This window comes from Janthinobacterium sp. SUN118 (genome assembly GCF_030397695.1).
In the GTDB taxonomy this organism is placed as follows: Bacteria; Pseudomonadota; Gammaproteobacteria; order Burkholderiales; family Burkholderiaceae_D; genus Janthinobacterium.
Map to the genome: position 1 here is coordinate 177,199 of NZ_JAPUBV010000007.1, position 20,545 is coordinate 197,743.

Sequence of the window (20,545 nt, forward strand, 5' to 3'; positions counted from 1 at the left end):
ATGTTGCTACTCGTTAAAACTCTTCCCATTCGCTCTCGGCGGCGGCATTGCTGCGGCGCGCTGGCGCGGCCGGGATCGCCTTGCGCGCGGGCGCGGGCCTGGCCGCCGGCGGCGCGATTTTTGCCGCTGCCGCAGCTGTGCGCACAGGGCTGAGCTTGCTTACGCTGGCGACATGGTTGCCCGTTTTAAAGAAGCCCACCACGTGCGCCAGTTCGCCCGCCTGTTCCTGCATGCTTTGCGAAGCGGCGGCCGCTTCTTCCACGAGGGCGGCGTTTTGCTGCGTCACTTCATCCATCTGGGCGATGGCCATGTTGATCTGTTCGATGCCTATCGTCTGTTCGTGCGTGGCGGACGTGATTTCGCCCATGATGTCGGTCACGCGCACGATGCTGTCGACGATGTCGCCCATGGTCTGGCCCGCTTCATTGACGAGGCGCGAACCCGTGTCCACGTTGGCGACGGAAGCGGCGATCAGTTCCTTGATTTCCTTGGCGGCCGAGGCCGAGCGGTGCGCCAGGTTGCGCACCTCGGTGGCGACGACGGCGAAGCCACGGCCCTGTTCGCCGGCGCGCGCCGCTTCGACGGCCGCGTTCAAGGCCAGGATGTTGGTCTGGAAGGCGATGCCGTCGATGACGGCGATGATGTCGACGATCTTGCGCGACGACTCGTTGATGGTGCCCATGGTGTCGACCACTTGGGATACGATGCTGCCGCCGCGCACGGCCACTTCCGACGCACTTTTCGCCAGCTGGTTGGCCTGGCGCGCATTGTCCGCATTCTGTTTCACGGTCGAAGTCAGTTCTTCCATCGACGATGCCGTTTCTTCCAGCGAACTGGCTTGCTCTTCCGTGCGGGAAGACAGGTCGAGGTTGCCGGCGGCAATTTCGCTCGACGCCGTGGCGATGGCGTCCGTGCCATGGCGCACTTGCGCCACCACGCCCAGCAGGCTGTCGTTCATGGCTTTCAGGGCGCCCAGCAGGCGGCCCGTTTCATCGGTGGAATTGACGACGATGTGCGACGACAGGTCGCCCGAGGCCACGGTTTCGGCCACGGCCACTGCCGCATTGATGGGACGGGTGATCGAGCGCGTGATGATCCAGGCGACAAAGGCGCCCAGCAGCACGGCCACGCTGCCCAGGGTGATCATGAAGGCGCGTGCGCTGACGCTCAGCGCTTCCGCGTCGGCCGCCGCCTGCGCCGCCTGCTCGCCCTCGTACGCGACGAGGCTGTCGAGCGCCGACAGCACGCGTTTCAGGCTGGGCGCCGCCTGCTGCGTCAGCGCGGCGATCGCTTCTTCCGTCTGGCCCGCATTGCGCAGCTCGATGACCTTGTTGTTCAGCGGCGCGCCCGATTTCAGGGCCGCGTCCAGTTCGGCCATCAGCGCCGTTTCCTTGTCCGTCGCAATTTTCTTTTGCAGGGTTTCCTTGGCGGCACCGTATTTCTTGCGCGCTTCGCCGATCTTCGCCAGTTCCGCCTGCACCAGCGCTTCCGTCGGCGCCACCACGACGCTGGTGATGGCGAGGGTAATGTTGCGCACGTTGTCGCTCATGGTATTGGCCGCCGCCATCTTGACGTTTTTGTCGGCAACGATGTCATGCGTGCGCTCGCTCAGTTGCGCCATCGAATACAGGCCGACGAGCAAGACGGCTACCAGCAAGCCGAGGACGACAGCAAACCCGATCCCGAGCCGGGTGCCGATTTTATAGTGTGTGAGTGACATGATTGCTTTCGTGTTTCTGAAGTAAGAGGAAACGTCGGACAGGCCAAGGCTACGGGTTTATACGTAAGACGGCGAGCCTGTAATTGTTCCTCAAAATTCCACACGGCAATACAAATAATTGTATCAAGTTAGCGAAAAATTAAAGAATTGGCAGCAAATGAAATAAGTTGTCGTGTGGAAACAACGAGCGCGCCGGCTGGCGGCCAGTCAGGCGTCTGGAAACACGCGGGTGGCGAGGAAATCGATGAAGGCGCGCAGCTTTGGCGTCAGGTGGCGGCTGCTGGGCCACAGGATGCGGAAGGCGCCGTCGTGCTGGTGGTGGGCGTCCAGCACGGCATGCAGGCGGCCCGCGCCGAGTGCCGCGCGCACGGCAAAGTCGGGCAGGGCGGCGATGCCCAGGCCGCTTTCGGCAAAGTGCAGCAGGGTATCGACATTGTTGCAGTTCAGCAGCACCGGCAAGCCGGCCGCGTGCAGGGCCGGCCATTCGGCCAGGGGCCAGGCCTCGACCTTGCCGCTGCTGGGAAATTTGTACAGCAGGCACGTGTGACGGGCCAGCTCGGCGGGCACGGCCGGCGTGCCGTGCTGCGCCAGATAGGCGGGTGCGGCCACCAGTTGCAGCTGGAACTGGCCCAGCTGGCGGCTCATCAGGCGGCTGTCGGCGCTCTCGCCCGCGCGCACGACGGCGTCATAGCCTTCCTCGATCACATCGACCCGGCGGTCGCTGAAATCGAGGTCTAGTTCCACCTGCGGATAGGCGCGCGCGAACGCGGCCAGCACGGGGTTGAGCAGGCTGCCCACCTGCGGCAGGCTGACGCGCAGGCGGCCCCGGGGCGCACTCTTGCTATTCGACAATTCCTGCTCGGCTGCCTCGATCTCGCCCAGGATGCGCCGGCAGCGTTCGAGAAATACCGTGCCTTCGCTGGTCAGCGCGATGCTGCGCGTGCTGCGGTGAAACAGGCGCACGCCGAGGCGCTCTTCCAGCCGCGCGATGCTCTTGCCGATGGCCGAGGCGGAAATGCCGAGCACGCGGCCCGCCGCCACAAAACTGCGCGTTTCGGCCGCCTGCACGAAGGCCGTGAATCCCGCCAGATTATCCATTTTCACCCTTGATTGCGGATGTCAGAGTCCGCTCAGACAGAAACTATAGCCTGTTTTTCTTTTATCTAGGCCATCTTACGCTGGAGGCCTGATCATTTGAAAGGCTGCCGTATGACTCCCGACTTCTCTTGCGCGGCGCTGTCCGCCCGTATCGATCCCTTGCTGGATGCCGTGTTGTGCCAGCAGCGCCTGGTGGGCGCCGTGCTGCTGGTGCGCCACCGTGGCCAGGAAATCTATCGGCGCGCCGCCGGCCAGCTGGACCGCGAGGCGGGCACGCCCATGCGCGAGGACGCGCTGTTCCGCCTGGCGTCCGTCAGCAAGCCCATCGTTTCGACGGCCGCGCTGGCGCTGGTGGGACAGCATCGCCTGGGGCTGGACGACCGGGTGGTGCGCTGGCTGCCGTATTTTGCGCCGCGCCAGCCGGATGGCATGGTGGCGGCGATCACCGTGCGGCACTTGCTCACGCATACGGCAGGGCTCGACTATGGCTTCTTCCAGCCGCCGGGCGGTGCGTATGCGCGGGCGGGCGTCTCGGATGGCATGGATGCGTCCGCTATTTCACTGGAGGAGAACCTGCGCCGCCTGGCCACGCTGCCGCTCGCATATGCGCCGGGCGAACGCTGGGCGTATTCGATCGCCACCGACGTGCTGGGCGCCGTGATCGAGCAGGCGGCCGGCATGCCGCTGGCGCAGGCGGTGGCAACGCTGGTGACGGCGCCGCTGGCCATGCGCGACACGGGTTTCCATGCCACGGAGCCGGCGCGCCTGGCCGTGGCGTATGCGGACCGCGCGGCGGGAGAAACGCAGCCGCGCCGCTTGCTGGACGCGGGGGAAGAGCATTTGCCGTTTCTCGACGGCATGGCCGGTTTTACCCTGTCGCCGGCGCGCGCCCGCGACGCGCACGCGTATCCATCGGGCGGCGCCGGCATGGTGGGGTCGGCGCCCGACTTCATGCGCCTGCTGGAAACCTTGCGCCAGGGCGGCGCGCCGCTGTTGCCGCCTGAGCTGGCGCGCCAGATGGGAGAAAGCCAGACGGGCGGTTTCGACTTGCCGTTCTGGCCCGGGCGCGGCTTCGGCCTGGGGTTTACGGTGCTCAACGATGCGCACCTGGCCGCCACGCCGGAAGCGGCGGGCAGCTGGCGCATGGGCGGCACGTATGGCCATTCCTGGTTTGTCGACCCGGCCCGTGAATTGTCGGTGGTGGCGTTCACGAACACGGCACTGGAAGGCATGGCGGGACCGTTTGTCGATGCGCTGTGCCAGGCCATTTATGGCGGTAATGACGCTGGCGTTGGAGCGTTGCGATGACGCGCCCGCATCCCGTCGTCTTTCTCGCACTGGGCCTGTTTGGCGTGTACTGCATCGAGTTTGGCATCGTCGGCATCTTGCCGATGATCATGCAGCGTTTCGATGTGACGGCGGCGCGCGCGGGGGCGCTGGTGAGCCTGTTCGCGCTGGTGATCGCCGTGGGCGGTCCCTTCCTCGTCCTGCTGGCCACGCGCTGGCGCCGCAAGCGCGTGCTGGTGGTGTCGCTGCTGGTGTTCGCGTTGGCCAGCGTGGCGTCGGCGCATGCGCCGCGTTTCGAGCTGCTGCTGGCGCTGCGCATGGTGCCGGCCCTGTTCCACCCCGTGTATTTCTCGCTGGCCATGGTGGCCGCCGCCGCCCTGTATCCGCCGCAGCAATCGGCGCGGGCCGGCGCGCATGCGTTCACGGGCACCAGCATGGGCATGGTGCTGGGCATCCCGCTGACCACCTGGATCGCCGCGCAATATGGCTATGAGGCATCGTTTCTCGCCTGCGCCCTCGTCAATGCGCTGGCGGCGCTGGGTGTGCTCCTGTTCTTGCCCGAGACGCCGCGGGAAGCGCCGCTGGCGTATGGCCGTCAATTGGCCGTGCTGCGCAAGCCTGCGCTATGGCTGACGATTGCCGCCGCCGTGCTGGTGTTTGCCGCCATGTTTGCCGTGTATGCGTATGCGGCCGCGTATTTGCAACAGGTGGCGCTGTTGACGGCGCGCCAGACGGGGCTGGCGTTGGTGGTGTTTGGCGTCGGCGGCGTGGCGGGCAATCTGTGCGCGGGGCGCCAGCTGGGCACGCACGTGCTGCGCACGGTCTTGCTGCAGCCCGTGCTGCTGGGGCTGGCGTACTGCCTGCTGTACCGTTATACGGGCGCGGACACCGGCTGGCCCGCCTGGATGGTGTTGCTGCTGTTCTGGGGCGCGGCGCACACGAGCGGCCTGATCGTCACGCAAGTGTGGCTGAGCAGCGAAGCGCGCGAGGCGCCCGCGTTCGCCATCGGCGTGTATATCGCCGCCATCAACCTGGGCGTGACGCTGGGGGCGCTGGCGGGCGGCGTGGCCATCGCCCGCCACGGCTTGCAGGCGGCGCTCGGCTGCGGCGTGCTGCTCGGCGCGCTGGCGCTGGCATTGATCGCGCTCAAGGCGTGGCTGTATCGCTTGCCCGTGCGGCAGCTAGATATGGTTGGGGATGCGAAACAGTAAATCCGTGTCGCCGATGTCCACGCCCGCTTGCGACAGCAGGGTGCTGGCCTGGCCCCGGTGATGCGTCTGGTGGTTGAAGAAATGCATGAGCAGGCTGAAAAATTCGCGCCGGTTCGGTCCCTTGCTGTTGCGGTAATCGAGCAGATGGTCGAGGTCGGCTTCCGCGATGGAGGCGGCCCAGTCGACGATGAGCTGGTCCAGCCATCGCCGGTGCGCGTGCATGGCGGCAAAATCGTCGGCCGCGAACAGCGGCTGCGTCAGCGAGCTGGGCGGCGTGATGGCGCGGATGGGATCGAGCAGGGGAAAGCCGGCCGGGTGCTGCGCGTAGCGCTGCAGCCACAGGGTGTCGCCCACCATCACGTGGTTCAGGGTCGCCAGCAGGGAACCAAAATAAGCGCCCCGCTCGCGCTGCAGCTCTGCGGGCGGCAGGCCGGCCGCCGTCGCGTAGACCTTGGCGTTCATCCACTGGTTGTAATCGGCCATCAGGCAAATGTGGGCACAACGAGACATGACGACTCCTTCAAGTGGATGAAAAATAAGCTTAAACGGATTTCAGGAACGCGCGTATGCCAGCGAGCAACATTTCAATGGCCATCGCCGTCAAGATCAAGCCCATCAGGCGCTCGAACGCCGTCATGACTCTTGGACCCAGCGCCCGCTGCAGGCGTTCGGCGCACAGGAAGACGGCCAGCCAGACGACGGCCACGGCCGTCAGACCCGCCACGTGGGCGATGACTTCGTTCATTTCATGCGAGGAAAACAGCAGCACGGTGGCCAGCGCGGACGGGCCGGCCAGCGCGGGGATGGCCAGCGGCACGATGAACGGTTCGCCGCCCATCTCGTGGTCGCTATTGCCGGCGCTCGGTTGTGGAAACACCATGCGCATGGCGATCAGGAACAGGATCACGCCGCCGCCGATGCGCAGCGCCACTTCCGACAATTGCAAGGCGTTCAGGAAATGGCGGCCGAAGAACATGAACAGCAGCAAGATGCCGAAGGCGATCATGCATTCGCGCACCACGACTTTCCAGCGCCGCTCGACGGGCACCCGTTTCAGGGCGTTGACGAACAGGGAAACATTGCCGAACGGATCGGTGACGAGCAAGAGCAGGATAAATGTCTGGAAGAAATTCTGTGTCATGGTGATGGCTGAAAAGGGTCAAAACCGCTGCCAGGATGGGCGCGGTTTCATTAAGGCTTGCGATGATAACAAGCCTGTCGGCAATCGCCCATGATTATTGATGCATAGCAGCATTTATTTACGCCGCGCTTGCCTTTGCCTGGTAAAACGCCGTTGGCGTGGTGCCGAAATGCTTCCTGAACATGGCCGTAAACGCGCTCTGGCTCGTGTAGCCGTTGTCCATGGCCACGTCGATCACCTTGCCGCCGCGCGCCAGCTGTTCCAGCGCGCGCAGCAGCCGTGCTTGCTGGCGCCACTGGCCAAAGCGCATGCCCGTCTGTTTCTGGAACAGGCGGTGCAGGCTGCGCTCGGTAATGGCCAGGTCCTGTGCCCAGGCGGCCACCGTCACCTGCTCGCCGGGCGCGGCCATCAGCCGCGCGCAGATGCCGCGCAGGCGCGCATCCACGGGTAACGGCAGATACAGGGGCAGCACGGGCAGGCTGTCGAGTTCATGCAGCAGCAATTGCAGCAAATGCCAGTCGCGGCTGCCTTCCGTGAAATCGGGCGCGATATCGACGGCCGCCACGACCAGCTGGCGCAGCAGGGGACTGATGTCGAGCACGCAACTGTGGCGCGGCAGCAGCGGCGAGTTGGCGCAGTCGACAAACACCGTGCGCATCTTGACGTCGCCGCTCATGCGCACCTGGTGCGCGACGCCCGGCTGCAGCCAGACGCCGCGCGTGGGCGGCACCACCCAGCGCCCGCCCTGCGTCTCGATGGTCATCACGCCTTCTATGGCGTACAGCAACTGTGCATGCGTGTGGCGGTGCACGGAAATGACGTGGCCATGCGCATAGTCGACGGCCAGCGCCATGGCGCGCGCGGTGACGGGCAGCAATTCCTGAAAGGCGGGCGAGCTACATTCCATGTCTATGAGCGTCAGTTTTACGATAGGTGCAGACATATTAGCGCGAGAAGGCGCGGCGCGCCTGCGGCATGATGAATACCCGCAATTATTTATGGAGCCTCGCATGCCTGTGCGCGCCTATCTGTATCCCTTCCTGGCCATGCTGCTGTGGGCCGGCAACGTCGTCGTGTCCAAGCTGGCCGCGTCCAGCATCGCCCCCACGGCCATCACCTTTTACCGCCTGGTGCTGGTGCTGCTCGTGATGACGCCGTTTATTGCCCGTCCCCTGTGGCGCAACCGTGCGGCGCTGCGGCGCCAGTGGTGGCAGCTGGCGCTGTGCGGCCTGATGTCGATGGCGCTGTTCCAGAGCCTGTCCTACCGCGCCGCCGAATCGACGACGGCCACCAACATGGCCATCGTCACGGCACTGGCGCCCCTGATGACGGCCATCCTCAGCGTGTTGCTGCTGGGCGAGCGATTGACCCTGGGCATGGCGGCCGGCGGCGTGCTGTCGTTCGGCGGCTTGCTGTACCTGGTGGGGCGCGGCGACGTGCTGGCCCTGCTGCACGAGGGCGTGCATGCGGGCGACGCCTTGATGCTGCTCGCTTGCCTGATCTTTGCCCTGTACGGCGTGCTGCTGCGCCGCTGGCGCTTATCGGTTCCCGCCTGGCAAGCCATTTATTGCCAGGCGCTGGCGGCCCTGGCCTGCATGCTGCCGTTTTTCCTGCTGTTGCCAGCGGGCAGCGCCAGGCTCGACGCCACCACCCTGCCCCTGATCGGCTATGCGGGCATCGGTTCCTCCATCGTCCTGTCCTACCTGTGGATCGAGGGCGTCAAACTGCTGGGGCCGAACCGCTGCAGCATCTATGTCAACCTGCTGCCGATCCTGACGGCGCTGCTGGCGATCGTCTGGTTGCATGAAAGCATGCGTATTTACCACCTGGTCGGCGGCGGCATCTCGCTGCTGGGCGTGCTGCTGGCGCAAACGGTGCAGCGGCCCCTGTTCGGCCGGCGTGCTCGGGTGTCGGGCCTTGCCTGAATGGCCATGCATAATGGCGGTTTTCGGTAGCGGAGCTGGCATGCGGCAAACAGTATTGATGAGCACGATGGCGGCGCTGCTGGCGCTGAGCGCCCTGGCGCCGGTCCAGGCGGCGCGGTTTTATGCAGGCCAGCCCATGGCCACCGCCAGTGTTGTCGAGCGCCGCGACGGTGGCGTGGTGCTGGCGTTCCTGCGCGAAAATGGCGAGGTTAACGGTTACTACTGCCAGTGCAATGGCGACAGCGAAAAACGCATGAACCTGGACAAGTACGGCCAGGCCAGCATCGAAGCCGTGTTCCAGCTGGACCTCGACAGCGAAGGCGAAACCACCTTCGTCCTCAGCCGCAGCGCCGGTAACCGTGCCTATGGCTTGCATGCCTACCGCTACGAGCGCAGCGGCGGCAGGATGTTCAAGGTTGCCGCCCTGCAGCCGACCCTGGACGCCATCGTGCGCGGGGCCAGGTCCATGGACGAGGCGCGGCTGCGCGCCGCGCTGGCATCGCTGCAGCTGATCGATTACAGCATTGCGTATGCGCCCGCGGGCGTGGCCGAATTCGACGCCATCGAGCATGGCCATGGCAAGCTGGTCGGCTATTTCAATATCGATGGCGAGTTATTGCCCGGCAAGCCGACGGCAGCGCCCGCGTTTGCCTATAAAAAAACGTTTCAGGAAAAGGCGGGCCATTTCCTCACGGTCACCTATCTGCTGGGCAAGGGGTGGGAAGGGGGCCGCGCGCCCAGTTATCACGTCAGGTGGATCAGCTGGGAAACGCAGCCCCAGCGTTTTGCCGCCAGCCAGGATGGACTATTCATCGAATACGAGGTGAATTGCTGCACGGGCAGCGTGTTTGCGCGTGGACAATATGCGCAGGGTAAGCGCACGGGGCAGTGGCACTACGAGGAGCCGCTCACCATCCGTTCGTCTGGCGCCTTTGTCGACGACAAGGCGCAAGGCCAGTGGACGTATGAAAGCGGCGAGGAAACCACGACGGGCCAGATGCTCAACGGCCAGCGCACGGGGCGCTGGCAAGTGAGCGAAGGCGTGGCCGAGTGGCGAGACGAGGGCAAGGGCAATTACCAGGGCTTCGATACCTTTGCCAGGGACAGGCTGGACGGCCCCAGCGAGCGCCGCATCGGCGCGGTGGTGCACTGGCAGGGCAACTATGTGAATGGCAAGAAGCAGGGCCAGTGGCTCCAACCTGGCGGTGGCGGCAATTACGTCGATGACGTGAAACAGGGGCCATGGAAGCAGGCGACGCCGGATGGCGGCTGGCAAGTGCTGACCATGCACGATGGCGAACCGGACGGCAAGCTGGAGCAATACGCGGCCGATGGCCGGCTGCAGCTGGTCGAACATTATCGCCTGGGGGTGCTCGACGGCCCGATGGAAAGTTTTTATCCGGACGGCAAGCGGCGTTACCAGGGCACGTTTACCGACGGCAAGCGCGATGGCGCGGAAACCCTGTTTTATGCGGACGGCGAATCGCCGCAATTTCACCGCCACTGGAAGCAGGGCGTGTTGCACGGCGTCAGCATCGAGAATTTCCAGAACGGCAAGCCGAAGCAGATAGGCAGTTACAACATGGGCAAGAAAACGGGGCGGCAGCAATATTTCCGCGACGATGGCCAGCTCATCGAAGAAACCATGTATTAACTTGTTGACTAACATAAATGGCATGCCGGCGCGACCTCATGCGTCGCCGGAACGCCAGTTCTGCGCAAAAAACATCATCTCCTTGTTACAAAGCGTGAAAATCCATACTGGATATTGCTACTGGTAATCTTTTTCTGTATCTTGCAGTCAGGAAATTAAAAATACAGAAAACCTCAACCCTGTTGCTCTGTATTGCACTCCTGACGATATGCGCTGGCCGCCTTTCCCCCTGCTGCCGCACACGCCGTATCGACCTGTCCTGAACAATTCACCTGACCCGCCTATCTGGCGTTTGCCGCGATCATCGTTGGCAAGCGTGTGGATGGTTGCGCCCTTACCGAGGAAGAGCATGTTGTCGAACATAACAATAAAGATGCGCCTGATTGCCACCATGAGTGTGCTGGGCCTGCTGATCGCCGTACTGGGCGCCATGAGCATGATCGGGCTGAAATCGGCCAACAATAGCCTCAACGAGGTGTACAGCAACCAGCTGGCATCGACGCAGGCCATCGGCGAATCGCAGATTTCCCTGGGCCGCGCCCGTTTCACGATGGACCGCGTGATGGTGCATCCCGATGCCGCCGACGCCAAGGATACCCTGGCCCGTTCCGAACAATTCCTGGAAGCGTCGAACAAGGCCTGGAAACTGTATCTGGGCTTGCCGCAAAGCACGGAAGAGAAGCGCCTGTCCGACGACATGGACAAGAAGCGCAGCGACTATATCAACAATGGCGTGCTGGCAATGGGCAAGGCTTTGCGCGAGGGCAATATCGCGCAGGCGGACAGCCTGATGATGACGGGCTTGTCGCCCCTGTACCGTAGCCTGGATCAGGCGGCCGAAACCTTGACGCAATACCAAGCAAGCTCGGCTGCCAAGATGTACGCCGACAGCCAGGCCAGCTACCATACGCAAGTGACGATGGCCATCATCGGCATCGTGGTGGGCGGCTTGCTGATCGTCATTTCCAGCATTCTCTTGCTGCGCGCCATCTTCGGCCCGCTGGACCAGGCCTTGCGCCACTTCGGCGCCATTTCCGACGGCAACCTGGCCAATGACATCGTTATCGCGCGCCACGACGAGATGGGCGCCTTGCTGACGGGCTTGAAACAGATGCAGGAACGCCTGTCGACTACCGTGCGCGGCGTGCGCGACGGCAGCGGCGCCATCGCCACGGCCAGCAATGAAATCGCTTCGGGCAACCTGGACCTGTCGAGCCGCACGGAACAGCAGGCTTCGAGCCTGGAAGAAACGGCGTCCTCGCTGGAAGAGCTGACGTCGACCGTCAAGCAGAACTCGGACAATGCGCGCCAGGCGAACCAGCTGGCCGTCTCCGCCTCCGAGGTGGCCGTGAAGGGCGGCGCGCTGGTGGCGCAAGTGGTCGACACCATGGGTTCCATCAGCGAATCGTCGAAAAAGATTGCCGACATCATCGGCGTCATCGACGGCATCGCCTTCCAGACCAACATCCTGGCCTTGAACGCGGCCGTGGAAGCGGCGCGCGCCGGCGAGCAGGGGCGTGGCTTTGCCGTCGTCGCCACGGAAGTGCGCAACCTGGCGCACCGTTCGGCCAGCGCGGCCAAGGACATCAAGATGCTGATCGAAGCGTCGGTGCAGAATGTGGGCGCCGGTAGCGAGCTGGTCAGTCAGACGGGCACGACGATGGACGAGATCGTCTCCAGCATCCGCCGCGTGACGGACATCATGGGCGAAATCAGCGCCGCCGGCCGCGAACAGGAACTGGGCATCGGCCAGATCAACCAGGCCGTGGCAGAGATGGATACTGTGACGCAGCAGAATGCGGCGCTGGTGGAGGAAGCGGCGGCCGCATCGGAATCGATGCAGGAGCAGGCGGCCGCGCTGGCCGAGATGGTCAGCATCTTCACGCTGGACGCCGCGCACAGCGGTCCGGCCGCGGCCAAACCCGCCTTGCGCAAGCCGGCCGTGGCGGCCGCGGCCAGCCCGGCCGCACCGCGCCCGGCCCTGCGCCTGGCGACGGCCCGCGCCGCGGCAGCACCTGTCGCTGCTGCAAAACCGCGTCCCGCCAAGCCCGCCGCGGATAGCAGCGGCGAATGGGAAGAGTTTTAACAACACCTAAAAACCTGCTGCGCGTCGCAACTTGCGGCCTGCGATGCGTACTGTGCTCTGGCACCGTGCGCTTCTCGGCCACGACTTGCTGCCGCCCGCCACGGTTTGTTAGGTATTGTTGACTTTAAATCATTGTTGTTCCAAGGTGACCTTGCTGCCCTGTTCCTGCAAGAGCGCCGCCTCGGCCAGGGCCTGGGCGCGCGCTTCTTCCGCCGCCTGTTCGGCTTTCTCGAAGGCATCGTGGCGCGCCTGCAAGGCCGCCCGGGCGCGCACGAAGACGATCTTGATGGCCGCCATCACGGGCACGGACAGGAAGATGCCCACCACGCCGCCGAGCTGGTCGCCGGCCAGCAAGCCGACGATCACCATCAGCGGGCTCACTTCCACGCCTTCGCTCATCAGATACGGGTTGACCACGTAATCCTGGAACAGGCGGTAGGCGGCGATAAAGCCGATCAGCCAGAACACGTGCTCGAAGCCGCTGAAACCGGCCACGACGACGGCGATGATGGCGGCCGCCAGCGGGCCGGCAAACGGGATGAATTCCAGCAAGGCAGCGGCGCCGGCCAGCAACAGGCCGTATGGCACGCCCATCAGCGAAAAGGCGATGCTGTAGGACACGAAGGTGGCGATCGACAGCAGCAGCAGGGCGCGCACATAGCGCGACAGCAGCACATCGAGGTCGTCGATGATGGCGCCCCACAGTTTCTTGTTCGGGCGGTTCAGCAGCGAGAGCAAGCCATCGCGCATGTCCGGACCTTCCTTGATCAGCAAAAAGCTCAGCACGGGCACCAGCACCAGGTAGATCAGGTTGCTGGCCGCGTGCATCACGCCCAGGCTGATTTCCTTCGCCAGCGGCATCGCTTGCCCCGTACCGCTGCTCAGCTGCTCCTGCATGAAGGACAAAATGCGGGCGCGCAACGGTTCCATGAACTCGGGCAGCGGGATGCGTTCGGCAAAGTTATTGCCTTTGAGCAGAGTTGGCAATTGTGCGCTGAGCTTGGTGGCTTCTTCCTCGATGCGGGCGCCGAAAATCGAGCCCAAAATGGCCACCAGCAATACCACCACGAGGAAGACGATGCCGATGGCGGCCGTGCGCGGCAAGCGCTTCGGTCCGTAGCGCTCCAGCAACTCGATCAGCGGATACACGAGGTAGCTGAAGAAAATCGCAAACACCACCACGATCAGGGTCGACGACACCTGGTAGGTGATGAACAGCAAGAGGAGGATGAGGAAGGCCGTCCACACCATCTTGGCGACGCGCAAGTTAAAACCGAACATAGGAGTTCCTTCAGACAGAATGCTACTCAAGCGTGGCTTTGCTTGATGGGGGAGGTGGGCAGGGCAGGGATCGGGCAGCGCCGCACGGTGGGAAATCATACCGCAAAATGCCAAAATGCCATGTTCCTGTGCGCGATGGCAATGCTTTCCCCTGTCCGTACCCGCCGCCGGCCTATTTTCCGCGCCAGCTGGCCACGGTGATGTAGACGCCGTTCTCCTTGTCCGGTTCGCGCAGGGTCACCGTGTAGCGGCCGCTGGCATCGTTGCCGCTGAACACCACTTTTTCGTCATGGCCCTGCACGTGCGCGCCCTTGGCCAGCCTGGCGTAGGTGTTGAGCACCCAGTGGAAATCGGCATAGCTGCGCACGGTGATGTCGGCGTCGGGCATGGGCTCGTCGCCGGCTGCGGCAGCCTCCGTGAGCGTGCGCATGGGCAAACCGGTCAGGCTTGCCGGGGCGACGATCTTGCCGCCGCTGGAGCTGCTGTTGAACTCGGCGGCTGGCAGCAGCAAATGCAGCAGGCTGGCGGGAAAGCCGGGCGGCACGTCGCGTGGCTCCCAGCCGGGCTGGCCGGGGCGCGTGGTGATGTATTCCACCGCAGCAATCATTTGCCGTGGCTCCCCTGCGGCTTGGGCTTGGGCCAGCATGGGCGGCAGCTGCCGTGCCCACACCAGCAGCGGTGCGGCCATCTCATCCTCCGCACCCGGCGGCACGAACAGCGTCAGCACGGCATGCGTGGATGGCAGGCAGGCGGGCGCCGCATTGCCGGTATCGGCCTGGCAATGCCCGTTGACCAAGCCCAGCGCCAACAGCTTGCGTTGCGGGTCGAACAGCATGGCGGCGCGCTGCGCGCCGAGCGCGCCGGGATTGATGGATGCCAGCACCGAACGCCCGTCGGGCAGCATGGTGCGCTGGATATCATGCAAGGAACGCATGCTGTCGAGCACCTGCAGCGCGATCAGGGTATCGCCCTGCGTATAGTTGCCACGCGCATAGCCGAGCAGTTTGAAGACGTCGGCGCGGATCTCGGGATGCGCGTTCAGCGGCAGCGGCGGCGATGGCACGGGCACGGTGGCGGCCACGAAGGCGGCATCCTCGGCCGCCTGCGTGTGCGCCAGCGCAGGCGAGCCCAGGGCGGCGCACAGCGACAGCAGGGTAATGATGGTGTTTACGGGGGCGTTCAATGGCGGTCCTTGTCGAGTCGCCATGCTGGTCCGTATGCCGGCATGCGCGCGGCGCGATCTTAGCATTTCAGGAATGAAATGCTTTCTGCTAAGCTTGGCTATTGAATCACCGTCCCGCGTTGCCATGGCCCAGATCACCATCTCTTGCAGTATTCCCGTCCCCGATGACGATGTTGCCGACGTTAGCGAATTTCTGCACAAGCTCGTGGGCCGGTCGCGCATCAGCACGGCCAGGATGTTGCGCATGGGGGAGACTGGTTGTTTCTATACCTGTCCTTTGTATACGGACGAGCACGTGAAGCTCAGCCGCTTGATCCGCCGCATGCTGGCATTCTTTGAGGCCAAGGCGATTCCTTTGACCATCCTCAAGATCGGCGCCCAGGACAGCTGGTATGAGGTCGATCCAGAGCGGCGCGATCCATGGAAGATTTCGCCGCAAGCCTTGCTGGCGCTGCTCGATGCCACGCCGGACGGCGGCGCCTAGGCAGCGTTTAGCACGTAGCGGTTCTTGCCATTCTTCTTGGCCAGGTACAGCGATTCGTCGGCGCGCCGGTAGCTGTGCGACAAGTCGACTTCCTTGAGCAGCTCGGCGACGCCGATGCTCACGGACACCTTGCGCTCGGGTACGAAAGCCGCCTCGACGCTGTCGACCAGTTGCGCGGCAAAGGCGCAGGCCGCATTCTTTTCCCCCTGGTAAATGACGGCGAACTCCTCGCCGCCGAGGCGGCCGCACAAGTGCTCGCCGGACAGTTCCGCGATCACGCCGGCGATCTTTTTCAGCACTTCATCGCCCACGTCGTGGCCGTACACATCGTTGATCTGCTTGAAGTCGTCGATGTCGATCATCAGGAAGTACGCGGGCGTGCGCGCCGTATGCTGCAGCACGCGTGCGCTTTGCGTAAACATGCGGCGGTTGTTGAGCCCGGTCAAGCCATCCTTGTAGGCCATCGTCGCCAGTTCGCGCTGGGACCGGTAGTTGTGGATGCGCAAGACGAGAAAATAGATATTCAGCGCCAGGCCGATGATCACGCTGATGGTGACGGCCAGCACGGGCCAATGCTGGTCAGCCTGGCCCGCATGCACGGGAAACTGCCCCAATCCCAGCATGGCCCACACGCACAGCGATACGCCCAGGTAATACGCGATGCCGCTGAAGATGGGCGCCGTCGTCAAAGTGATCATCACGCCCAGCGGCAGCACCCAGAAGGCGGGGTCTTCCGTGCCCAGCATCAGCACGCGAAAGCCGAAACTGATGAACAGCACGCTGATGGTGCCGCTGACGATGATGGCTTGCAGCGACTTCGCATATCTGGTCAGTACCAGGCCGATCAGCATGCCCGTTCCGGCCAGCGCCGCGTTCGCATAATCGAGCGAAGCGCGGTGCTGCGTGACGCTGAAGGTGACGATCCAGCAAGCCAGGCCAAAGGTCAGGATGGCTATCGAAATGAAATGCAGTTCCCTGAAAAAGCGTTGCTGTTGCTCCCGTTCTCCTGAAAAGAACAGGTAATAGAAGGCAGGCGACAGGCTGCGCGTAGTCCACATTGCATTCGTCCTGGCAGACAACAAGCCTTGCGGCAGGGGCGCCTCCCGGCAACGGCAGGCGACATGGTGCGCGCGCAAATTAGTTGCGCTCAGGAACTAGTGTACTGGTTTCTTGGGTGCAGTGGGGAGAGTGGCGAGGAAAACGGCTGACACTGTCCTGCCGCCGCCACAGTATGAAGGAAGGGTGCTTATTGCTCGATTAACATAGCTATATCGAGGCCGTGCTGCAAACCGTCTGGCGCAGCAAGACCAATCAGGATATCGCCGCCAGCATCGTCGGCGTCTTGACACGATGTTGGGCGGCAAGTTGGAACAAGTGTTGCAAACCTTTGGGGAAGTGCTGCTGCCGCAGGCGGCTTGATAGCTTCAACATAAAATAAGGATCTCGTTATTTCATTTTTCACCCCAAGTTAAAATAAGGCTTCCATTCATGTTAACTTCAGCGAATCTATGCAACGTGGACTCACGGAGAACGGATACGGCAAGGGCAGCCCATCAGTTTTCGATTGCTGACGGAAGTGCATCAAGCGCTGATGACGTTGGGCAGGGGCATACAGCGCAGTCCTGACGAATTTCGTCGCAATCAGGTGTGGATCGGCGGCCATCGCGCCGACGAGGCAACGTTCGTGCCGCCGCCTGCCAACCAGCCCGCTGACTGCTGGACGGCACTGGAAAACTCATCAACGACGTGCCGCAGCCGACTGTCGCCATCATTAAGGTGGCACTTTCGCATGTGCAATTTGAAACCATCCATCCCTTCCTGGTTGGTAATGGCCGCCTCGGCCGCATACTGATACCGATGATACTGGTGGAAGCCCGTATTTTGCAGGAACCGCTGCTGTATCTTTCCGTGTTTTTCAAACAGCATCGTGAAACCTGCTACAGCTTGCTGCAACAGGTACGCATCAGCGGCAACTGCGAAGCATGGCTGCTGTTCTTTGCCGATGCCATCGCCGCCACCGCCAATCAGGCCGTCAGCACGGCCCAGGCGCTGGCGCAGTTGCTGGCGCAAGACAATGCACGGCTGGCGGAACTGGGTCGCTTGGCGGGGTCGACCAGGAAAATCTTCGATGCGCTGTTTGCGCACCTCATTTTGAATATTGTCACCCTGAGCAAGACCACCGGCTTGACCGCCGCGACGGTGGGCAAGGCACTCGATGCCATGGCAGGTACGCTGGGCATGGTGCAGGAAGTGACCGGCCAAAAACGCAACCGCGTGTATGCCTACGGTGCTTACATCAATATTTTGAATCAGGAAACAAGCTAATGAACAACAACGATATTGTCCAGAAACTCTGGAACCCCAGCGACATGCTGCGCGATGATGCATTGGCGCTGAGATTGCGCAGAGGCTTGGATATCGGCATGGCTGAGATCCTGTCGTAATGGCGGAGCTGACCCTGTCCCTGTGACCCCGTCCCCGATGCATCGGTGCGAAGTAAATGTAACGCATCTGTCTATGCAATGTATAATGAAAGGCATCGCAAACTCAGTATGTCGAGCCAGCATGACTGATGTAAAGCAGAAGAGTCAGACGTTGAACCTCCGGGTCTCCCCCAAGCTCAAGGCGGCCTTGCAGGCGGCGGCTCGCCGAGAACACCGAAGTATGGCGAACATGGTCGAGCACTTGGTTCTGGGGTATTGCGAGGAGCATGGGCTCTTCCCGGAACACGAATCTGAGGGCGCCGCCGACGCCTCACTGCACAGCTGATACAAACATGATGAAACTCAACGAAAGCTCCACAGATACGACTGCTTTAGTGCGGGCTGCCTCTCCTTCGTCCACTAGCGAACAGCCCACAGGAGTGCCGAGTTCACTAGTGAAGTCGACGTACAACATGCTTGACCTGTTCTGTGGCACAGGTGCGTTGTCGTACGGACTTGAAACTGCCTCTCAACGATTGAGAACGGTTGGCGGAATTGATGCTGACCAAGCGGCTGCGCGAACGGCAGCCCTTAATCATCCCAATGCGAAAATAAGGTGCGCGCGAATAGAAACTATTCTGCCGGAGGAGATGCTCGCGCTTTCAGGAGTGGGCACCATCGATGTCATCGTCGGTGGCCCACCATGCCAAGGTTTCTCCTCGCTACGCCCAAGTCGCGGGGCTGGCCTTGATGACCCTAGGAACTCCCTCTACATGGAATTCGTGAAGTACGTACATAGGCTGAGGCCGCGTGTCTTCCTCTTGGAGAACGTGGTTGGAATGCTGACTGCGGGCGAAGGGATACTGGTCGCCGAAATGCTCGCTGGATTTCAGCGCGCCGGCTACGAGGTCGAGTGGAGAATCTTGAACGCCGCCAACTTTGGAATCCCCCAGAAGCGCGAGCGCTTTTTTCTTCTCGGTGTTCGGAAAAGTCTTGGAGCCCGAGTCTTGCCGGAGTTTCCTGTGCCGACGCATCGGTTTGCAGGAAAAGTTATCGGGACGAGAATGAAAGACCGGTACGTGGTCAACCAAAATTCAGGGCTCCCACCCGTAACCGTTTGGGACGCCATCTCTGACCTACCAACCCTGAAGTCTGGGGAGTCATGTACCTCGTACCGGACGGTCGCACTAAACAGCTACCAAGCGGCTCGACGCCGAGACAATAGCTCCGTCCTTACGCTTCACCAAGCCGCATCTCATAACACGAAGATGCTCGAGGTCATTAAGCACGCTGGCTCGAGCATTCACGCGCTGCCGAAGGGGCTTGTCAGCAGCGGTTATAGTTCATGCTACTCGCGCCTGGCATCGGATGAGCCATCCACGACTATCACGGTCAAGTTCACCTCGCCAGCATCAAGCAAGTGTATTCATCCAATCGACGACAGAGCAATCACCCCTAGAGAAGCCGCTCGGCTCCAGTCCTTCGACGATTCGTTTCTTTTCGCTGGGAGCAAGACCGATATTGCTTCCCAGATTGGCAACGCTGTTCCCCCTCTTTTCGGGGAGGCGTTTGCTCCCATCATCGAGCGGTTGCTGGATGCACAAGGAATCGGCGAATATTGATATGTCTGTCAAACACTGCACATCGCGCTTAAAAGCGGCAAGCCTTTTTTCGTCTGCTGGCATTGGCGAACTTGGTATTGAAGCTGCCGGATTAGACATCGTTCTCGCAAACGAATTACTTCCTGCGCGCGCGGCGCTTTACAGGGCCAACTTCGCCCACGAGATGCTCGAAGGCGACATCTCCGAAAAGAAGAACGAATTCATCGAGCGGACTCGCACTCAATTGGGTGCAGAGGAGCTCTTCCTCCTGTATGCGACGCCACCTTGTCAAGGTATGTCAAGCAATGGGATGGGTAAGCTCAAGTCTGAAGTGGCTTCTGGCCGACGCAATCACGAGGACCAGCGTAACCGGCTCGTAATTCCCGCGATAGATGTTGCAGTTGCTTTGAGGCCTCGGTGGCTTCTGCTCGAGAACGTTCCTGGAATGGAAGCGACCGAGATTCGCACCAATGGCGATCGGTCGGAAAACATCATCTCCTACGTACGAAGGTGCCTCGGTCCGGACTACATGGGGGGCGCCCAAGTCATCGCCTGCGACGACTTTGGAGTGCCTCAGCGTCGCAAGCGACTAATAACAATCTTTACCCGGGATGTTATCGGCAAGAAGTTCTACGAGAGTAACGGCGGAAGCTTCTTCTCGCCCGACATGAAAGAATCGCTCGTAACGCTCAGAGACGCCATCGGGTCCGCTCCTCCACTCGATGCTAAGGCTGGGCATAACGAGGCAGGCTGGTTCCACCCGTATCACTATGTCTCGGTGATGACGGACTTGAAATATCACTGGGTTAAACACACCAAAGAGGGCAATACTGCGTTTAATAACCAGTGTATCAACGTCGACTGTGGAAGTACAACCAACCCTGGCCACAGAGACGTACAAGTTAACGGAAAGTGGGTCTCGTCAAAAGAGATTCCCATCCATTGCCACGAGTGTGGGCACCTTCTTCCCCGCCCTCACGTAGTAGAAGCGGGCAAAGCGAGGCTGATGCGTGGCTTTCACTCCGCCTATCGACGAATGAAGTGGGATGAGCCAGCCCGTACGCTTACACAGAACTTCATCTACGAGGCTTCCGACAACAAAATTCACCCAGAGCAAAATCGCGTTCTCTCGGTCTACGAAGCAATGGTGCTTCAGACTATTAATCGCTACGAGTACGCATTCCAAATCAACGGCAAGAATATTAGCACCGCCAAAATAGCCGAAGTTATCGGGGAGTCGGTGCCTCCATACTTGATTGAGAAAATTTGCAGAATGATGGTTGCCGCCTCATCAGTGACGAAAAAGGCGCCATGAAAGCGTGGTCGAATTCAGCCTAAGCTGAGACCGCCTGAAGTCAGAGCAGACCGCCCATCTGTTCTGACACGCCAGGTGAATCCGACGATAGTGAAATCACTGAAAGCCTGGGCATTCAACTTTCAAACCGTCAGCA

General features: G+C 61.9%; 17 protein-coding genes. 9 read left to right on the plus strand and 8 right to left on the minus strand.

From position 1 onward, the window contains the following. Positions 1-13: 13 nt before the first annotated feature. Positions 14-1,720, minus strand: coding sequence for a methyl-accepting chemotaxis protein (locus tag O0880_RS27670; RefSeq protein WP_289889639.1), 1,707 nt, complete (start codon positions 1,718-1,720; stop codon positions 14-16). Positions 1,721-1,927: 207 nt separating this feature from the next. After that, complete coding sequence (locus O0880_RS27675; protein WP_289889641.1) at positions 1,928-2,818, minus strand: LysR family transcriptional regulator; 891 nt, start codon at positions 2,816-2,818, stop codon at positions 1,928-1,930. A gap of 111 nt (positions 2,819-2,929) precedes the next feature. Here O0880_RS27675 and O0880_RS27680 point away from each other — a divergent pair, with 111 nt between their 5' ends. Continuing rightward, positions 2,930-4,126, plus strand: coding sequence for a serine hydrolase domain-containing protein (locus tag O0880_RS27680; RefSeq protein WP_289889642.1), 1,197 nt, complete (start codon positions 2,930-2,932; stop codon positions 4,124-4,126). Beyond that, positions 4,123-5,316, plus strand: a complete 1,194-nt coding sequence (locus O0880_RS27685) for an MFS transporter (RefSeq protein WP_289889643.1) — start codon at positions 4,123-4,125, stop codon at positions 5,314-5,316. Before O0880_RS27680 ends, O0880_RS27685 begins: the two co-directional genes overlap by 4 nt. Here O0880_RS27685 and O0880_RS27690 read toward each other — a convergent pair. The 3 genes from O0880_RS27690 to O0880_RS27700 all read right to left on the minus strand — a co-directional run bounded on the left by O0880_RS27690 (position 5,287) and on the right by O0880_RS27700 (position 7,364). Further along, complete coding sequence (locus tag O0880_RS27690) at positions 5,287-5,826, minus strand: DinB family protein (RefSeq protein ID WP_289889644.1); 540 nt, start codon at positions 5,824-5,826, stop codon at positions 5,287-5,289. The two genes, O0880_RS27685 and O0880_RS27690, sit on opposite strands and share 30 nt — an antisense overlap. Before the next feature lie 31 nt (positions 5,827-5,857). Then, positions 5,858-6,457, minus strand: a complete 600-nt coding sequence (locus tag O0880_RS27695) for a MarC family protein (RefSeq protein WP_071326137.1) — start codon at positions 6,455-6,457, stop codon at positions 5,858-5,860. 118 nt (positions 6,458-6,575) lie between these two features. Then, positions 6,576-7,364 (minus strand): helix-turn-helix transcriptional regulator, encoded by a 789-nt coding sequence (locus O0880_RS27700; RefSeq protein ID WP_289889645.1) that lies wholly within the window; start codon positions 7,362-7,364, stop codon positions 6,576-6,578. Between the two features lie 103 nt (positions 7,365-7,467). Here O0880_RS27700 and O0880_RS27705 point away from each other — a divergent pair, with 103 nt between their 5' ends. The 3 genes from O0880_RS27705 (at position 7,468) to O0880_RS27715 (ending at position 12,122) form a co-directional block, all read left to right on the plus strand. Then, a complete protein-coding gene (locus O0880_RS27705) occupies positions 7,468-8,382 on the plus strand; it encodes a DMT family transporter (RefSeq protein WP_071326139.1) in 915 nt (304 codons plus the stop codon). 40 nt (positions 8,383-8,422) lie between these two features. Then, a complete protein-coding gene (locus tag O0880_RS27710; protein ID WP_289889647.1) occupies positions 8,423-10,036 on the plus strand; it encodes a hypothetical protein in 1,614 nt (537 codons plus the stop codon). Positions 10,037-10,385: 349 nt separating this feature from the next. Continuing rightward, a complete protein-coding gene (locus O0880_RS27715) occupies positions 10,386-12,122 on the plus strand; it encodes a methyl-accepting chemotaxis protein (protein WP_071326141.1) in 1,737 nt (578 codons plus the stop codon). 129 nt (positions 12,123-12,251) lie between these two features. On the opposite strand, the gene O0880_RS27720 is transcribed toward O0880_RS27715, so the two are convergent. Both O0880_RS27720 and O0880_RS27725 read right to left on the minus strand, forming a co-directional pair. Further along, on the minus strand, positions 12,252-13,403 hold the full coding sequence (locus O0880_RS27720) for an AI-2E family transporter (protein WP_289889649.1): 1,152 nt from the start codon (positions 13,401-13,403) through the stop codon (positions 12,252-12,254). Between the two features lie 172 nt (positions 13,404-13,575). Continuing rightward, positions 13,576-14,586, minus strand: coding sequence for a hypothetical protein (locus tag O0880_RS27725; protein WP_289889650.1), 1,011 nt, complete (start codon positions 14,584-14,586; stop codon positions 13,576-13,578). Positions 14,587-14,710: 124 nt separating this feature from the next. Between O0880_RS27725 and O0880_RS27730 the strand changes: the two genes are divergently transcribed. Then, entirely contained in the window at positions 14,711-15,070 is a 360-nt protein-coding gene (locus O0880_RS27730) for a hypothetical protein (protein ID WP_289889651.1), read from the plus strand. Here the strand turns inward: O0880_RS27730 and O0880_RS27735 are convergent. Then, complete coding sequence (locus tag O0880_RS27735) at positions 15,067-16,128, minus strand: GGDEF domain-containing protein (protein WP_289889652.1); 1,062 nt, start codon at positions 16,126-16,128, stop codon at positions 15,067-15,069. The two genes, O0880_RS27730 and O0880_RS27735, sit on opposite strands and share 4 nt — an antisense overlap. A 688-nt stretch (positions 16,129-16,816) precedes the next feature. Between O0880_RS27735 and O0880_RS27740 the strand changes: the two genes are divergently transcribed. The 3 genes from O0880_RS27740 to O0880_RS27750 all read left to right on the plus strand — a co-directional run bounded on the left by O0880_RS27740 (position 16,817) and on the right by O0880_RS27750 (position 20,409). Continuing rightward, on the plus strand, positions 16,817-17,395 hold the full coding sequence (locus O0880_RS27740) for a Fic family protein (protein WP_289889653.1): 579 nt from the start codon (positions 16,817-16,819) through the stop codon (positions 17,393-17,395). Between the two features lie 451 nt (positions 17,396-17,846). Further along, complete coding sequence (locus O0880_RS27745; RefSeq protein WP_289889654.1) at positions 17,847-19,115, plus strand: DNA cytosine methyltransferase; 1,269 nt, start codon at positions 17,847-17,849, stop codon at positions 19,113-19,115. Beyond that, the gene (locus O0880_RS27750; protein WP_289889655.1) at positions 19,090-20,409 is read left to right on the plus strand and encodes a DNA cytosine methyltransferase; all 1,320 of its coding nucleotides are present in this window, start codon (positions 19,090-19,092) and stop codon (positions 20,407-20,409) included. The genes O0880_RS27745 and O0880_RS27750 overlap by 26 nt, the downstream gene beginning before the upstream one ends. Positions 20,410-20,545: the final 136 nt, after the last annotated feature.

Coding starts and splice junctions, on each gene's coding strand:
- O0880_RS27670 (WP_289889639.1), bottom strand. CDS start 1,720: ATGTCACTCACACACTATAAAATCGGCACCCGGCTCGGGATCGGGTTT.
- O0880_RS27675 (WP_289889641.1), bottom strand. CDS start 2,818: ATGGATAATCTGGCGGGATTCACGGCCTTCGTGCAGGCGGCCGAAACG.
- O0880_RS27680 (WP_289889642.1), top strand. CDS start 2,930: ATGACTCCCGACTTCTCTTGCGCGGCGCTGTCCGCCCGTATCGATCCC.
- O0880_RS27685 (WP_289889643.1), top strand. CDS start 4,123: ATGACGCGCCCGCATCCCGTCGTCTTTCTCGCACTGGGCCTGTTTGGC.
- O0880_RS27690 (WP_289889644.1), bottom strand. CDS start 5,826: ATGTCTCGTTGTGCCCACATTTGCCTGATGGCCGATTACAACCAGTGG.
- O0880_RS27695 (WP_071326137.1), bottom strand. CDS start 6,457: ATGACACAGAATTTCTTCCAGACATTTATCCTGCTCTTGCTCGTCACC.
- O0880_RS27700 (WP_289889645.1), bottom strand. CDS start 7,364: ATGGAATGTAGCTCGCCCGCCTTTCAGGAATTGCTGCCCGTCACCGCG.
- O0880_RS27705 (WP_071326139.1), top strand. CDS start 7,468: ATGCCTGTGCGCGCCTATCTGTATCCCTTCCTGGCCATGCTGCTGTGG.
- O0880_RS27710 (WP_289889647.1), top strand. CDS start 8,423: ATGCGGCAAACAGTATTGATGAGCACGATGGCGGCGCTGCTGGCGCTG.
- O0880_RS27715 (WP_071326141.1), top strand. CDS start 10,386: ATGTTGTCGAACATAACAATAAAGATGCGCCTGATTGCCACCATGAGT.
- O0880_RS27720 (WP_289889649.1), bottom strand. CDS start 13,403: ATGTTCGGTTTTAACTTGCGCGTCGCCAAGATGGTGTGGACGGCCTTC.
- O0880_RS27730 (WP_289889651.1), top strand. CDS start 14,711: ATGGCCCAGATCACCATCTCTTGCAGTATTCCCGTCCCCGATGACGAT.
- O0880_RS27735 (WP_289889652.1), bottom strand. CDS start 16,128: ATGTGGACTACGCGCAGCCTGTCGCCTGCCTTCTATTACCTGTTCTTT.
- O0880_RS27745 (WP_289889654.1), top strand. CDS start 17,847: ATGATGAAACTCAACGAAAGCTCCACAGATACGACTGCTTTAGTGCGG.
- O0880_RS27750 (WP_289889655.1), top strand. CDS start 19,090: ATGCACAAGGAATCGGCGAATATTGATATGTCTGTCAAACACTGCACA.